This window comes from Leptospira alexanderi serovar Manhao 3 str. L 60 (assembly GCF_000243815.2).
GTDB lineage: Bacteria > Spirochaetota > Leptospiria > Leptospirales > Leptospiraceae > Leptospira > Leptospira alexanderi.
The window spans coordinates 54,464-69,240 of the sequence record NZ_AHMT02000061.1 but is presented as its reverse complement, the minus strand read 5'-3'; the positions used below and the strand labels follow the sequence as shown (position 1 = coordinate 69,240).

Sequence of the window (14,777 nt, the reverse complement as noted above, 5' to 3'; positions counted from 1 at the left end):
TTTGGAAAGAGGACCTAAATTGTAAATCGGAAGTACCTCACAAAATCGATTAAACGACACTCAAAGCCTTCAAATCTCTCGATTGAGTTTTAATTTTCAAAACCCCATCTTGAATTTTTCCGGATTCCTGTGTGATCTCGTTCACTTCCTTTTCAATCTCAAACATCGCTTTCATCATCTCTTTGTGACCGGTCATCTGTTCTTCCGTGGAATAAAATAACTCATCTGATAATTTCTTGGCTCTCTCCAAATTTCTTACGAAATCATTTATTATCGTTGTTCCACGATCATACAACCGATTCATTTCTTCTATTTTAGATACTGTAAGATTGATTTTCACACTCTGATTTTCAGTGGAATGACCCGTATCAAGTGACGCTGTATTTGCCTCTTCGATAAACTCAAGTGACTCTTGAACTACTTTCGAAATCATCTTCGCATTCGTCGCCGTAAATTCCGCAAGTTTACTTACCTCTTGGGCTACCACCGCAAAACCGCGACCCGCGGCTCCGGCGCGAGCTGCTTCAATAGAAGCGTTCAGAGAAAGAAGATTGGTTTTGTTCGCGATTTCTCCAAGAATACGATTGATCTCATCCACGCGCTGAAACGAATTCGAAATGTTCTTTAAGAATTGGCCGGTCTTTTCAACAGACTTCTTTACTACTTCCATTTCTAATTTACTTTCTTTCGCATTCGTATCCAAACCTTTAGAATGTTCCGATATTTTCGCGATTACATCCAAAAGAACCTGAGACTTTTGATTGAGTTCGATCAGATTTTCATTTTGAATTCGAATCGAATCGACATTCTTTTCCGAAGCTTTTGATAAGGACTCGATCACGGCATTGACCTCTTCCAAAGAAGCTGCTTGTGATTCCATTTTTGCGCTGGTCAAACTCGTAAATTCCGAAAAATCTGTCACCGAAATCTCCAATGTTTCCGCCGAAGAATGAATTACCTTTCTGTTATCCTCTAACTTATTTAGGAATTGTTTATTTTCCTGAAAATAGGAAGTTGCTTCCTGATATAAGTCGTCAAACAATTTCATCAAACGATAAAGGATAAAACTCACTCCCATCATAAAGATAACCTTTGTGATTTCCGCGCTGAGTTTAATATAGCCTGGCTTCATATTAATCACGTTGTCTTCAGAAAATTGAAGACCGTGGAATGCGGCATTTGTCAACGCAATCGCATAACCTATAGAAGAAATCAAACCCGTAATCAATACAAACTTGGGCCTTCCTAACAAACCGGAATAAGCGATAATAAAATAATAAACGGAATAGAGAATCGCATTTTTGAGAACGGGTGCAATGATTTCCGCAGAAACCATACTATCCAAAAAAATCGTCATACTCAGTGTAAGAGAATCTAATATTATGAATAAATTATGAACCCAATTTTTAGTCTCATACTTTTTATATAGGATAAAACCTAAAATCGAGTAAATAAACATAGTCAACGCACCGCAAGAATGAATCACCCTAATCTGAGTCTGAAGAGCTTTAAAACTCGACGCCAAGGAAAGAAACATCATAATCATGATTCCCATCCTAGCGTAATAGGTAAGCGTTTCTCCTTTCTTGCGAATGGATTCTATAGATTGTTTGGACATAAACCAAACCTTTACAAAATTTAATTTAAGTAAATGAAAAGTAGGAACTTTTTTAGAAATCCAATAACCATATTATAAAAGGACAAATTACGACTTTAGAACGATGAAATTTTTACATTCATTTTTAACGTGAGTTCGGTATAACAAATGCGAAAGCAATTGTAGTGGAAATTCCGAAGGAATTGGAGCGAAAAGCGTGTTCGCGAGCCATTTAAGCTATGAAATCCGCAAGCGATTCGCCCAGATTTTCTTACGCCGAACTCACGTTTCTTAATATTTGTTTAGAATTTTGGGTTATTCCAGCCAGAAAATGATTGGAAGAAAAAACTTTCAGAAGGTAAGGGAATCAAAGCAATTAGCCATAAATAAATTCAAAATAATCGCGTATGCATTTATAAAGACTCTAAATAAAATGAGAAACATTTCCGCAAAAATCATCTCCCAATATCTTTTCAATCGGTTTAGAAAACGACAGACAAAAACGAGGAACAAATCAAAGTTTTACAACCTCGCCTACTTTATAGGATTGAAAATTCGATTTTTGGAATTATTGATAAAAGAAAATTTCATAATTTCTTCAAAGACTCCCCTAAAGATCATAATCAAATTTTGCACCATTTTAGGATATACCCGAAACTAAATGGGCCGTCTTACTTATTTCCCAACCGATCATGGCCATTTTTCTCTCGGAACCCCAGCGATATTCTCCGATGCCACCTGTACTTTTGATCACACGGTGACAAGGAATCAGATATCCGATTGGGTTTTTTCCGATCGCAGTCCCGACAGCCCTCGAAGCGTTTTCTTGCCCAATGGAGTTTGCAATATCCATGTAAGAAGACAATCGGCCCTCCGGAATTTTAAGAAGGGCTTCCCAAACCTTGATTTGAAAATCGGTTCCTTTAAGATGAAGTTTGATTTTTTCTTTTCCGTCGAATGTTTTATCAAAAAAGCGAATGACCCGATTTTGATTCTCGTCCGTTTGCTCAATTAGATTCGCTTTATTCCATTGCTCTTTCAGTTCGAAAACCACCTGTTCTTTAGAAACATCATAAAAGTATAAATTACAAATCCCTTTTTCTGTGGAAGCGATTACGTAATCACCAAAAACATTTTTTTGAAAGCTGTATCGAATCTTGAGTTTTTCTCCGCCGTTTTTAAATTCTCCGGGAGTCATTCCTTCGATTTTTACGAATAGATCGTGCAATCGACTCGTTCCGGACAAACCAATTTCAAATGCGGCATCGAACAGAGTCGCTTGGGGTTTGGAAAGTATGGATTTTGCATTTTGCAACGTAAGATATTGTAGAAATTGTTTCGGACTGACACCGGCCCATTCGGTAAAAAGCCTTTGAAAATGAAACGGGCTCAAGTTCACGGACTTTGCAATTTCATCTAATTCGGGTTGAGAAACGGCGTGTTTTTGTATGAACTGTATTGCTTCTGCGATTTTCTTGTAATGTTCCATATTTAGAATGTTATCCGAAAGTCAAATTTTTAAAACCCGATCCTTGCTGTTTTTGGGATATTTTGGAATTTCTCAATTTGTTTTTTAGCTTTGTATTTGTCGTTCTTAAATTTCCTTAAAATTTTAGGATATAGAGAATATCTAAATCAGACGTGGGAACGGAAAAAATATATCATAAGAAATCCTTTCCAAGCTTTGTCAAAAACCGATCCTCCAAAAAACGCTTCCCTTGAGTCCATAAGATTGAGTTAGTTCTTTATATTTTTCTAATGTATTTAAATCGGAGATATAGCCGATTCCATTTTTGTTTTTAAGAACAGTAAAACCATCTTCGTTTGGAATAATTTCCGAATTCTCCTTAAGTTTTCGAAAGTCATTTTGTGTAAGGATTTTTACTTTACCACTTTGATTCCAAAAATATCCATAAAGAGGAAGTCCGAGCCAGAGTTTAGAACTTGGAATTTGTTTTAATAGGAATTCCAAATTCTTCCTTGTCAGTGAAATGGAAGTGACAGGTCCTGGATTCGTTTTTGGGGAATGAAAATCATAACTCATCAAAACAAATTCATCGATGGATTTTTCTTGAAACAAATCGGAATGGATGACCAAATTTCGATTCGGGAATTCTAATTGTGGGAAAATTGCGATTGTAAGAACTTTTTCTTTGGGCAGTCTTTGCTTCAGCATCTGTATGAATTTCTTATAGTTCGGAATCTCCGATTTTGAGAGAGATTCTATGTCCAAATGCAAACCGGCAATTTCTGAGTTTTGTTCCAAAAAATGAACTAAATTTTGAATCCCAACTTTGATGGTTGTGTTTGATTTCAGAAAACTAGAATTATTCTTAGAGATAGTACTAATCAACGGAATTAGTCTGATTTTATAATTCTTACTCAGATTGATGAAATTTTTCGGGAGCGGCGAAGGCTTAAAATCACCATTTGATAAAATGACGGCTCCTGTATAACAGATCGTGTGTGATTTTGAAAAGATATCTATCCAATCTGATGTTGAGTACCTTTTAATGGATGCGCTTAAAACGTAATTCCAATATAAAAATCGATCAGTTCCCCAGAGTGCATTTCCAACGAACAATGATAATACGGTAAAAAATTTTAAGATGTTCACGCCTTATGAATTATAGAATCAGTTCATAAATTTCAATCAATCCGAGAGTCTTTCAGACCGATTTTTTACTTACATGAAAAGAATCGGAATCATTCGGGAAAAGTGAATTTTTGGTTATTAAAATGGATTTAGAAGAGGTAATCTGCGATGGTTTATACAGACTTGGGATTTTAAATCCTGGGTACAGACCCAAAGTGACTTTTCATTCTTCCAGTCTTAACGAAATTTATCTCGCTACTGTTCCTCATCATTCCTTTGGAGTGAAAGTCATTTCAAATAAGGAGATGGCTGAAACTGAAAAAGAATCTTTGGAAGAACTATTTAGAATCGGAGTCCGCGTTCCCGAATGTTATGGAGTTGTACAAACCGAAAATTTCTCGCTTTTAGTAATGGATTACATTGAATCCGGATCGGCCTCGGGAACTCGAGAAGATTTAATTCGAAATCTAAAATTGCTTTATCGTAAGGATTCGAATTCTTGGGGATGGAAACGAAATAATTTTATCGGAACTCTTTCCCAAAAGAATCGATGGTATTCCACCTTTGAGAAATTCTTCTGGGAAAGTCGCTTATCAACCCAATTGGATTTAGCTTTTTCACGTAAGCTGATTGCGAGCAAGGACGTAGAAAATGTAAAATACGTCTTTCAAAAATTTACAGAAGAATGGTCTCTCAATCGAAGTAGTCCGAGGTTGATACACGGAGATCTTTGGTCTGGAAACATTCTTACTGGAAAGAACGGACATTCCTATTTGATCGACCCTTCAATTTCATTTTCACATCCCGAACAAGATCTCTCTATGTTGAACTTATTCGGTAGCTCTTTAAATTTAGAAGAGATGCAACAGATTCTTTCTTTTTGCGGAATCGAAAACCCGGAGCATTTCAAAGATAGAATTCCGTTTTGGCAGATGTATCCCGTTTTGGTTCATATTAATCTCTTCGGATCTTCTTATTTATCTTCGCTTCGACAAATCTTACGTTATTACGGTAAAAGTTAATTCCGTTCGGAAAATACGTATTTGTCATTGTTAAGATTTAGGAAACGATTCCAAATGATACAATACAAGCAAACTGAAACTAAAATATAAAAGGGCCTTACTTGAACGGGAATACAAAATCATTTCTGGAAGATAGTTTGATAGATGTTCGAAACGTCGTAAGACGTTTTAAGAATACGATTGCCGTGAACAATCTCAGTCTCCAAATTCAAAAAGGGGAATTTGTCGCTTTGCTCGGACCGAACGGGGCCGGCAAGACCACTTTGATCGAAATGTTGGAGGGAATCCAAAAACCCGACACGGGATCTATATCGATTCTTGGAACTACTTGGAAGGAAAACGAAACCTTTCTTAGATCTAAGGTAGGCCTAGCTCTTCAAGAAACCCGATTTATGGATCGGATCACGGTTCGAGAAACTTTGAATCTTTTCGGGACTTTTTATAAAAGTAAAAAACAAAGGTTGAGCGAAATTCTTGAGTTGATCAATCTGGAAGAGAAACAAAACACTTACGTAAGCAACCTTTCCGGAGGCCAAAGACAAAGATTGGCTCTCGGAGTTTCTATATTAAATTATCCTGAAATTCTTTTTTTGGACGAACCTACGACGGGATTGGATCCTGGAGCAAGAAGGGACGTTTGGAAAATTTTGAACCGTCTCAGACAGGATAAAACCACAATGATTCTTACCACACATTATATGGAAGAAGCGGAAATTCTCTGCGAAAAAATCATCATCATGGATCATGGAAGAATCTTAGATCAAGGAACTCTGGCAGATCTTCTCGGTAGAACCGATAGCGGCGAAATTATTCGATTTTCTATGGAGGATGGATCCAATCCCGAAAATTTAATTCCATCAGAGGGAATGTATAAGTTCTTTTGGGATTCCGCGAAGTCCGAAGCGAGAATTCACGTTTCCGCAATTACGGATTATCTTCCGGAATTGATACGAACGATTTCCGTTTCCGGAAAAAAACTAAGTACATTAGAATGCCATAAAAAAACCTTAGATGATCTTTTCCTTAGCATGACCGGAAGAGGATTGGGAGAATGAAACAAACATTCCAACTGATAAATATACAACTTAAAGAATTTTACAGAGAACCTGCGATTCTTTTCTGGGCTTTTGTATTTCCGATCGCGATGGCAGGAATCCTCGGAGTCGCGTTTAAAAATCGGGGATCAGAAGAAGTCAAAATTGCAATATTAGAAAATTCTTATCAACTTGAAGAACTTAAAAAAGTCTTAGATTCCACCGACAATAAAAACGAAAAATCGAAAGAAAAAACTCTCACTTCTGATTCCGATAAACTTCCTTCCTTGAAGTTTTTGGTTCTTTCTAAAAATGAAGCGATTCGAGATCTTAAGAGAGGGAAACTCAACGTAATCGTCGAAAGGACACAAGGTGGAAAAATCCGTTTCTTCTTCGATACGGACAACCCGAACGGTCAGAGAGATTATCTTTTGATCTTGGCAAAAATCCGTTCGCGTTATACGGATTTTAAATTGCAGGTGGATCGTTCGGATTCGAAGGGAATGAGATACATCGACTATTTAGTTCCCGGAATGCTTGCGATGGGTGTGATGAATTCCTGTCTTTGGGGAGTCGGTTGGAATCTGATCGAAATGAGGATGAAAAAACTTTTACGGAGAATGTCCGCAACTCCGATGAGTAAGTTGTCTTTTCTTCTTTCCTTCTTTTTTACAAGACTGATCGTAACGACAATCGAATCGGCAATTCTACTCGGATTTACTTTATTTACATTTGAGAATGCGTTGGAAGGTTCCTTCGGAGCCATAATTATGATTTTTCTTTCCGGAAATTTCGCATTTTCCTGTATTGGAATATTCGTCGGATCAAGGGCCGCGAGTTCTCAAGTCGGAAATGGGCTCATAAATGCGGTTACGTTTCCTATGATGACTCTTTCCGGAGTCTTCTTCTCTTATCAAAATTTTCCCGAAACCGCACTTCCGATAATCAAAAATCTTCCTTTGACGTTGATGGCGGATTCTTTAAGGACGGTTTTTATCGAAGGGGCGGGTTTTATTTCGGTGATTCCCGCCGTGGTTGCGTTACTTATATACGGAATCGTATTTCTTTTTGTAGGAAATAAAATTTTTCGCTGGTCTTGATCGGCACGGATTCAATAGTTTTAGAGATGTTTTCCTCGACTTTGAAACAAGCTGCATATTCGACTTTTTTGAAACCGTTTTTTCTCTCTTTGGATCCGGAAACAGCGCATGAACTTGCAAAAAACTTACTTAACATCAGTGCAAAATTCCCTGGAATCTTAACGTTAGTGGAATCGATGACATCTTATCGAAGTGATCGTTTGAAAACGAGAGTTGCTGGAATCGAATTCGAAAATCCTTTGGGAATGGGTGCTGGCTTTGATAAAACGGGAGAACTTTACCCTTTTCTTTCTCGAATGGGTTTCAGCCATATCGAAGTAGGGACGATCACAGGACAGTCGCAACAGGGAAATCTCAAACCCAGAGTGTTTCGTTATCCTGAAGATCAAGCTTTGATCAATCGTATGGGTTTTAATAATCCGGGCGCCGATTCGGCGGAGAGAATCATTGCTTCCCAAAAAAAGAGAAAGATTCGCGGGATCAACGCAGGTAAAACGAAAATTATTTCCGAAGAAAAAGCGGTCGAAGATTACGTTTATACTCTCAAGAAACTTTCACCTTATGCGGATTATGCGGTTATCAATATCAGTTCTCCGAATACTCCGGGATTGAGGGATTTTCAAAAACAGGAAAATTTCGTGTCTCTGATTCAAGGAATTAAAAACGGGCTTGGAAAGAATTTTATAATTCCGTTGTTCGTAAAATTTGCTCCCGATATGGAGACAAAAGATCTTGAGGCCTTGCTTGAGTCCTCTTTGAGTTTAAAAGTCGACGGCGTCGTTTTAACCAATACTACGATTGATAAGTCTTCTTTGAAAGCATATCCGAACGTGGAAAAGGAAGGAGGGCTTTCCGGAACACCTTTGAAAAATCGTTCCACTGAATTTGTTCGAGTCGCTTATCGAATTTTAAAACGAAGAATTCCGATTATCGGAGTCGGGGGAATCGATTCCGAAAAAGCGGCTCTAGAAAAAATTTTAGCAGGAGCTGATTTAATTCAAATTTACACTGGTTATATCTATCAAGGACCTTTTTTTCCTCTGAAGATTTTGGAGTTTTTGGATCGGTTCTTAAAAAAACAAAATCTAAAAACCGTGTCGGATTTGGTGGGAAAAGAAAAGGAAATTCAATACGATCCGAAATAGTTTTCAATCTTTTTTAGAAAAACGAATTCAGATCGGACAAGCTAAAAATAAAAAGTGTTTAACAAAACCATATATTTTAGAATATTACGATAATATAAACTAGGAATTGACAACTATGTTGAAAAGGTCATTGATTCTGATTTTGATTCTTTGTTTTTTTGTATGGGGATGCCCTATAAATCGAGGAAAGGATAAAAACTCAAAAAATTTGGAACTTTTTTTGGGATTGTATTTGCTCAACGAGGCGAATTATCATTGTGAACCGGAAGAAAACGTTCGAACCAGCGGAAGCGCACCGAATTTCAGCGTATCGAATTCCAATCTGAGTCAGGTTCTTTTAACGGAAAGTGGAGGGTATCAAGACGGCGGAACGGCTTATCTTGTCGGAACGGTGGAGTTCTCCGGAATCGGAAGAAACAATCCGATGGGAATCGTTTATGCTGAACAGAATCATCAGTTTTCTTCCAACTTGAACCGTTTTATTTATCCGCTTTGGACAAACGCTTCGGGAGATTTGATTCAAGATAGCGGAAAAAGCGAATCCTTAGGTTATAGATCCGTTACGACGGCTTTTCCTATAGGTGCCACTCCTGGATATTATGCGCCTAGTTCGAATTATAATAATTTCAACAATAATCTTTTGGGGGCGAATTTTATCGTGCCAACCGCGCCAGGGCCGTTAGTCACTACGCGAAAAATCACGAATAACACGGCTCAAACTTGCGAAGAATATAAATTTCGTGCGGAACAGAACGGATTATTTGGAAGTTCCTCTTCGGGTTTGAAAAAGGTCTGGCAATCCAGAAAAAAATTGAATATCAACTTGATTTTTATTCAAAATGTCGTAGCAACTCCCACCACAGCCGGGATGGCGACGATGATACAGACTTTAAAGGATATTTATGCGCAAGATACGGTTAAAATCGACGTAACGGTCACAGCTTCCTTGGTGCCCGCTGCTGCTGGAGCTCCTTACTTAACAATCGCAAATATTTCAGATGATTATGGGGATGTGGTAGGTTCTTTAGGATCTCTTTATAGGAATAACCCATCTAATGTACAGGATTCGAATTCTTTGAACATTTACATCACAAGAGATTATCAGATTTCGAGCAGTGCGCCTGCTGGGATTTTAGGAATTTCATCCGGTATACCCGGAATTCCGGTTACGGGTACTCCGAAATCGGGTATGGTCGTATTTATCGAAAATCACAGAACTGCTTCCGGTTGTGGGGTGGTAGGACAAGATTTGATCTGCGCATCGGATCAGGTATTTCTTGCAAAGACAATCGCTCATGAAGCCGGTCATTATTTAGGTCTTTATCATGTGGTCGAAAAAGACGTACTCAAAGGGCAATATTCTTTGGATCCGCTTCCGGAAACCCCTGAGTGCAGGGATCAGAACGGAAACAATATTGTCGGTTTGACGGAATGTTTAGGCGAGGGATTTTACGATAGCGGAGGACTCAATCTGATGTTTTGGGCGGGAAATCCGAAAATCAATCAAACTCAATTGACGGGAGAACAGGGCTGGGTGCTTCGCTCACATCCCCTTGTATATTAAGAAAATGGAATTAAATAAATCTATGATGAATATAAAAATAAGCTTTTACAGTATAATCGTTGCATTTTTATTTGGGGTTTCTTTTGGAACCCAAGCTCAGGTTTTAGATCAGAGCCAATATCAAAAAATCAAAGCCGTAGTCACACAAACGGGCCACATTGAAAAAGAAACTTTGATGCGAGAAATTTATGCAATCAATCCTAATCCTCAGGAATATCTGGTAGCCATCGCAAAAGATCTGGAGTTGAGAGTATATGCAATTTCCCAACTTAACGAATTGATTGCGGATTTTGGAGGGAATTCCGCAAGGGACTATTTGGAATCCACCATTTCCAACGAGGGTGCACATCCTTCTATTCGAAACTCCGCCGTCTTCTCTTATGGAAAAACGTTCTATTTTTCGGATAGAAATCATGCGGAGAATTTTCTAAAGCGCTTCTCTTCTCATGATCGAATCGGAACTTTTGTACAAAACACTTTAAAAGAATTACGAATGGGAAAAATCAGTTCGACTCGATTTTCGGAAAAATTGAAAAAAGAAAACATGGATCGAATTAGAAATAGGAATTTGAGAAAGTCGGATCCATCGATCAGGAACCCGTAAAGTAATTTGATCCGTTATCTGAGTGTAGCGTCTTAATCCTATCACGAACATCTAAAAAGTTCCCACATTTTTGTGAAACTCAGGCGTTTCGCTTCTATGGGCGAGAAACAGGTTTTGGTTATTTAAAGAGACAACGATTCTGAATATCCGATAACGAGAAATTCGATTTACAAATGAATCGAGATTAACTCACGTTATTACTGATACTCTATTAAACAGCGCTCATTCATCACCAGAGCCGCTAACACTTTGAAATGGAGTAAAAGTTAAGAATGCCATATTTTCAAGGGGAAGTTTCGTTCAAGCTTCCGACGATTTGTCTACAGATTCCTTTTTCTTTCCAATCTAGTTTCCAGTCTGTTGCGGATGAATCCTCTTTGAATAGTTTTACAATCAGGTTCGAACAGATATAACGAATATTAAGATCTGAAACTTCGTATTCTCCCGAATAACGATACCAATGCGTTTCCAAATCACTTCCAGCTGTCGGTTCGCCAATTTTTAGATTTTCGATCGTTTTTCCTTTCCATCGATCCTGGAGTAAACTTTCTTCGATTAATTTAAGAACGGTTTCTTTGTCCGGAGATTCCCTACCCGGATCGGAAAGAACTATATTTTTGCCGAAACCTAATTCTGAAAATAACCAACCTTTTGTACGAATAAAAATATAGTTCGCTCCGACTTCGGTACGCGTTACGCTACCATCTTTGTGCTTTACCGTAACTAAAAACGGAAATTTGTATAAAATATCCGCGTTAGATTTGGAGTTTTCGATGAGAACGGGTTCTCCGTTACTTTCGATGGATTGAATTTTATCGCTAGTGTTCCTTTTAAGCCAATGAGTTTGAACGTCTCTTTTCGCTTTTTCCTCATCCGGGGGACCCACCAATTGTGCATCTAACAATGTCGGTATTAAAATGAGTAAAGTAATTTTTGCTAACGCAAAGACACCTTTCATAGCCTCATTATTAACCTTCTCTTTTATATCTTGTCAATGAATTTAAAGTTGACCGCAAAACAGTAAAAAGAGAGACAAAATTCATTGAAGCAAATCCATTTATTCAGGCACTCTAAGTCGGATTGGGAAACGGGATTCAAATCCGATCACGGAAGACCTCTTTCCGAAAAAGGGAAGAAAAACGCTCGATCTCTTCGAAAATATTTAGAAAAGATAGAATTCAAAATTGATCTCTTTTTAGTTTCAGATTCCAAAAGAACTGCGGATACTTATAGGATTATAACTAAAGGTCGAACCCTATCCTCTGAAACGAAAATCACAGAAAAATTATATGAATCGGATAGTGAAGACATTCTAACAATGATCAGAAAGTTAAATTTAAGATTCAAGAATGTGGCTTTATTAGGTCATAATCCTGGAATCGAAGAAATTGCAAATCGACTCATTCGAGGCAATGAAGACCTATCACTTTCCGAATCCGTGTTTCTTAAATTTCCTACGTCGGGTTTTCTCAGTATACAAATTGAAACGGAATCTTGGGAAGAATTAGGCAAAGTTCCCGGAAAAATAATTCGATTCTGGATACCCGGATGAACGAGATTGATTCAAATATTTTACGTCCTTGTTTTAGTCGAGAGGAGATCTCTCAAAAAGTAAAATTTCTAGCTTCCGAGATAACAAAGGATTATAAAAAGTTAAATCCGATTCTTATCTGTGTATTAAAAGGCGGAGTGTACTTTTTTACAGATTTAACAAAAGCGATTCCTTTTTCGGTAGAAGTCGATTTCATTCAAGCAAGGTCTTATTCCGGAACTTCCTCAACCGGAAATATCGATTTATTAAAAGATATCGATACAGACCTTTCCAATCGTCATGTGATTCTCGTGGAAGACATTTTAGATACGGGTTTTACCCTTCAATATCTCATACGACATATCTTTACCCGCAATCCTGCAAGTTTGGAAATCGTAACCCTTCTTTTAAAGGAAAGAAAAAGTATCTTAGAATTCCCTGTAAAGTATGTGGGTTGGAGGATTTCAGACGAGTTCGTTGTGGGTTATGGTATGGATTTCGACGGAAAATACAGAAACCTGCCAGACATTCATGTTTTGGAAACGGGGTAATTTTCCGTTTAAGATTTTTTTATTGTACCTTGAATTTGAAAGAAACAATTCATTTTTTCAAGAATTGTTTCTTTATGAACAATGTCGTTTTAAAATTTCGAATCACCCCTTCTGTTTCTTTTTATGTGCCGGTTTTTGTCGGATCGATAAAAAAAATGTTTTTTACTTTAAGAATCTTTCATACCTTAGCATGCAGAGCGATTTATAGGAGACCGAATACTTGTTGTGAAAATTAAAACGCGATAAGGAATAAAGTTTAGGACAAACCATAAATGGAGCATCAGTCACTCTCCCTTTTAAATGATATAGCCTTGAGTATCATCTTTGCTACATTTTTCTCCCACATAGCTAGGATTACGAAACAACCTTTGATTTTGGGTTATGTAGCGGGAGGGCTTTTGCTTGGGCCGAATTTGGGTTTAAGTCTTGTGGTTAACGAAGAGAGCATAGAGTTGATTTCCGAGATCGGATTGATCCTTCTCTTGTTCATCATCGGTCTTGAAATTGATTTAAAAGAACTGGCACGTATGGGAAAGTCGATGTTCATTCTTGGGATTATCCAGTTTGTGTTCTGCGTGTTGTTCGGGCTTTTATTTTTCAGGGAAATTCTCGCTAACTTCAGCGGTAAGTTCGATCTTTTATATTTCGCCATCGCGCTGGCCATCAGTTCCACGATGATCGTGGTCAAACTTTTACATGATAAATTCGAAGTGAGTACGATTGCAGGTCGTCTTACAATCGGAGTATTGGTTCTACAAGATATTTGGGCGATTATCTTTATGGGTATCCAACCGAGTCTTCAGGATCCGCAGATTTTAAAGATTGTGAGTTCACTTGGAGTCGGTTCGGTATTAGTCTGCGTTTCATTTTTAATCAGTAGATTCTTTTTATCCAGATTGTTTCAAGCGGCGGCTTCCAAACCGGAGCTTATCTTGATCACTTCGATTGCCTGGTGTTTCTTACTTTGCGGTTTTGCGGAAAAGGCTGGTCTATCCAAAGAGATGGGAGCACTGATTGCGGGAATTAGTATCGCCGCATTTCCTTACGGAGCAGACGTTATCGCAAAACTTTCGGGGATTAGAGATTTTTTCATCACTCTCTTTTTCGTTGCACTTGGAATGAAAATTCCGATTCCTTCGATTCAGATTATCAGTGTTTCTTTAATAGCGGTAGTGTTTGTAATTTTTAGTAGAGTCCTCACCGTTGCGACTCCGGTTTATTTTTCCGGCAGAGGACTTAGAGCCGGAATTGTGACCGGTTTAAACTTGGCTCAGATCAGTGAATTTTCTCTTGTGATCCTCTCATTGGGAATGGGCTACGGTCATATCAGTAAAGAATTGGAATCTACAGTTTTGACTTCGATGATTCTTGCATCGGTAGTTTCCACTTATATCATTTTTTTCAATGATCCGATTTCAAGATTCATTTTAAAGCTATTGGGAATAATCGGTCTAAAAGAAGAAAAAAGAACCGAATCCTATGCTAACGGTCGGCCGAAAAGAGACATCGTTATTCTCGGTTATTTTAGAATTGCACAAAGTCTTTTAGAGGAGATAGAACGTGAAAAACCGGAATGGCTCAATCGAATTTTGATTGTAGATTTTAATCCTGTCTTTCGTCGATTTCTGGAAGCGAAAGGGATTCGTTGGGCTTACGGCGATCTCGCAAATCCGGAAACTTTACATCATCTTGGAATCGAAGATGCAAGATATGTAATTTGTACAATCTCTGATATGATTCTCAAAGGGACAACCAATCGTAGACTTTTGGAGTCAATCAAAGGAATTTGTCATCACACGCAACCTTCTATCATTCTTACCACCGACGATGTACAAGAAGCAGAAGTTCTTATCGAAAGTGGCGCCGCTCACGTGATCGTACCGGGAAGAATCAGTGGAATGTCTCTTTTTAAAGAAATGAAGGCGATCGTAGATCATTCCAAAAACGGTATTGCAAACGTTCCGCTTAAATCGAAGAAAAAACCGTTGAAGAAACAAGTTGTTTCCAAGTCTAAAGTTAGAATGAAGTAAATA

At 38.0% G+C, this 14,777-nt stretch carries 13 protein-coding genes; 9 read left to right on the top strand and 4 right to left on the bottom strand.

Going from position 1 to position 14,777, the window contains the following annotated elements:
- Positions 1-49: 49 nt before the first annotated feature.
- The 3 genes from LEP1GSC062_RS19840 to LEP1GSC062_RS19825 form a co-directional block, all read right to left on the bottom strand.
- Entirely contained in the window at positions 50-1,618 is a 1,569-nt protein-coding gene (locus tag LEP1GSC062_RS19840) for a methyl-accepting chemotaxis protein (protein ID WP_020985295.1), read from the bottom strand.
- A gap of 619 nt (positions 1,619-2,237) precedes the next feature.
- Entirely contained in the window at positions 2,238-3,086 is an 849-nt protein-coding gene (locus tag LEP1GSC062_RS19830; RefSeq protein ID WP_010577506.1) for a bifunctional helix-turn-helix domain-containing protein/methylated-DNA--[protein]-cysteine S-methyltransferase, read from the bottom strand.
- Between the two features lie 198 nt (positions 3,087-3,284).
- On the bottom strand, positions 3,285-4,214 hold the full coding sequence (locus tag LEP1GSC062_RS19825; protein WP_039942828.1) for a glycosyl hydrolase family 18 protein: 930 nt from the start codon (positions 4,212-4,214) through the stop codon (positions 3,285-3,287).
- Between the two features lie 110 nt (positions 4,215-4,324).
- On the opposite strand from LEP1GSC062_RS19825, the gene LEP1GSC062_RS19820 reads away from it, so the two are divergent.
- The 6 genes from LEP1GSC062_RS19820 (at position 4,325) to LEP1GSC062_RS19795 (ending at position 10,662) form a co-directional block, all read left to right on the top strand.
- Complete coding sequence (locus tag LEP1GSC062_RS19820) at positions 4,325-5,215, top strand: fructosamine kinase family protein (RefSeq protein WP_020985250.1); 891 nt, start codon at positions 4,325-4,327, stop codon at positions 5,213-5,215.
- Positions 5,216-5,316: 101 nt separating this feature from the next.
- Positions 5,317-6,270: an ABC transporter ATP-binding protein gene (locus LEP1GSC062_RS19815; RefSeq protein ID WP_039942826.1), complete on the top strand. Its 954-nt coding sequence runs from the start codon at positions 5,317-5,319 to the stop codon at positions 6,268-6,270.
- Positions 6,267-7,349 (top strand): ABC transporter permease, encoded by a 1,083-nt coding sequence (locus tag LEP1GSC062_RS19810; RefSeq protein ID WP_010577501.1) that lies wholly within the window; start codon positions 6,267-6,269, stop codon positions 7,347-7,349. The genes LEP1GSC062_RS19815 and LEP1GSC062_RS19810 overlap by 4 nt, the downstream gene beginning before the upstream one ends.
- Before the next feature lie 26 nt (positions 7,350-7,375).
- A complete protein-coding gene (locus LEP1GSC062_RS19805; RefSeq protein ID WP_020985313.1) occupies positions 7,376-8,494 on the top strand; it encodes a quinone-dependent dihydroorotate dehydrogenase in 1,119 nt (372 codons plus the stop codon).
- A gap of 115 nt (positions 8,495-8,609) precedes the next feature.
- The gene (locus LEP1GSC062_RS19800; protein ID WP_010577499.1) at positions 8,610-10,058 is read left to right on the top strand and encodes a M43 family metalopeptidase leptolysin; all 1,449 of its coding nucleotides are present in this window, start codon (positions 8,610-8,612) and stop codon (positions 10,056-10,058) included.
- 22 nt (positions 10,059-10,080) lie between these two features.
- Complete coding sequence (locus LEP1GSC062_RS19795) at positions 10,081-10,662, top strand: hypothetical protein (protein ID WP_010577498.1); 582 nt, start codon at positions 10,081-10,083, stop codon at positions 10,660-10,662.
- A gap of 283 nt (positions 10,663-10,945) precedes the next feature.
- Here the strand turns inward: LEP1GSC062_RS19795 and LEP1GSC062_RS19790 are convergent, their stop codons facing one another.
- On the bottom strand, positions 10,946-11,620 hold the full coding sequence (locus tag LEP1GSC062_RS19790) for a hypothetical protein (RefSeq protein WP_010577497.1): 675 nt from the start codon (positions 11,618-11,620) through the stop codon (positions 10,946-10,948).
- Between the two features lie 84 nt (positions 11,621-11,704).
- Between LEP1GSC062_RS19790 and LEP1GSC062_RS19785 the strand changes: the two genes are divergently transcribed.
- The 3 genes from LEP1GSC062_RS19785 (at position 11,705) to LEP1GSC062_RS19770 (ending at position 14,774) form a co-directional block, all read left to right on the top strand.
- A complete protein-coding gene (locus LEP1GSC062_RS19785) occupies positions 11,705-12,214 on the top strand; it encodes a SixA phosphatase family protein (protein ID WP_010577496.1) in 510 nt (169 codons plus the stop codon).
- Entirely contained in the window at positions 12,211-12,744 is a 534-nt protein-coding gene (gene hpt, locus LEP1GSC062_RS19780) for a hypoxanthine phosphoribosyltransferase (RefSeq protein WP_010577495.1), read from the top strand. Before LEP1GSC062_RS19785 ends, hpt begins: the two co-directional genes overlap by 4 nt.
- Positions 12,745-13,016: 272 nt before the next feature.
- A complete protein-coding gene (locus LEP1GSC062_RS19770; protein WP_078124516.1) occupies positions 13,017-14,774 on the top strand; it encodes a cation:proton antiporter in 1,758 nt (585 codons plus the stop codon).
- Positions 14,775-14,777: the final 3 nt, after the last annotated feature.

Excerpts from the sequence above, each read along its gene's own strand:
- LEP1GSC062_RS19805 (WP_020985313.1), top strand. The coding sequence starts at position 7,376 with ATGTTTTCCTCGACTTTGAAACAAGCTGCATATTCGACTTTTTTGAAA.
- LEP1GSC062_RS19810 (WP_010577501.1), top strand. The coding sequence starts at position 6,267 with ATGAAACAAACATTCCAACTGATAAATATACAACTTAAAGAATTTTAC.
- LEP1GSC062_RS19800 (WP_010577499.1), top strand. The coding sequence starts at position 8,610 with ATGTTGAAAAGGTCATTGATTCTGATTTTGATTCTTTGTTTTTTTGTA.
- LEP1GSC062_RS19790 (WP_010577497.1), bottom strand. The coding sequence starts at position 11,620 with ATGAAAGGTGTCTTTGCGTTAGCAAAAATTACTTTACTCATTTTAATA.
- hpt (WP_010577495.1), top strand. The coding sequence starts at position 12,211 with ATGAACGAGATTGATTCAAATATTTTACGTCCTTGTTTTAGTCGAGAG.
- LEP1GSC062_RS19795 (WP_010577498.1), top strand. The coding sequence starts at position 10,081 with ATGATGAATATAAAAATAAGCTTTTACAGTATAATCGTTGCATTTTTA.
- LEP1GSC062_RS19830 (WP_010577506.1), bottom strand. The coding sequence starts at position 3,086 with ATGGAACATTACAAGAAAATCGCAGAAGCAATACAGTTCATACAAAAA.
- LEP1GSC062_RS19770 (WP_078124516.1), top strand. The coding sequence starts at position 13,017 with ATGGAGCATCAGTCACTCTCCCTTTTAAATGATATAGCCTTGAGTATC.
- LEP1GSC062_RS19840 (WP_020985295.1), bottom strand. The coding sequence starts at position 1,618 with ATGTCCAAACAATCTATAGAATCCATTCGCAAGAAAGGAGAAACGCTT.